Genomic DNA, 234 nt, shown 5'->3' on the forward strand with positions numbered 1-234 from the left:
CCGTTGCCGTCAACACCGAGGGCAAGCGCGAGATCGTCGGCCTGCACATCGGCCCTTCGGAGGCCGAAGTGTTCTGGTCCGACTTCCTCAAGGACCTCGCCCGCCGGGGGCTGACGGGGGTCAGGCTGGTCATATCGGACGCCCACGAGGGCCTCAAGGCCGCGATCACCCGCGTCCTGAGCGCCACCTGGCAGCGCTGCCGCGTCCACTTCATGCGCAATGCGCTGGCCTACG

1 protein-coding gene is annotated in these 234 nt (G+C 68.8%); it reads left to right on the forward strand.

Translation table 11 applies throughout. The features are described from left to right. A partial coding sequence (locus AX708_RS03155) for a transposase (protein WP_197426338.1) occupies positions 1 to 234 on the forward strand: 234 nt, incomplete at both ends.

It is taken from the genome of Erythrobacter sp. CCH5-A1, from assembly GCF_001557115.1.
Taxonomy (GTDB): Bacteria; Pseudomonadota; Alphaproteobacteria; order Sphingomonadales; family Sphingomonadaceae; genus Erythrobacter.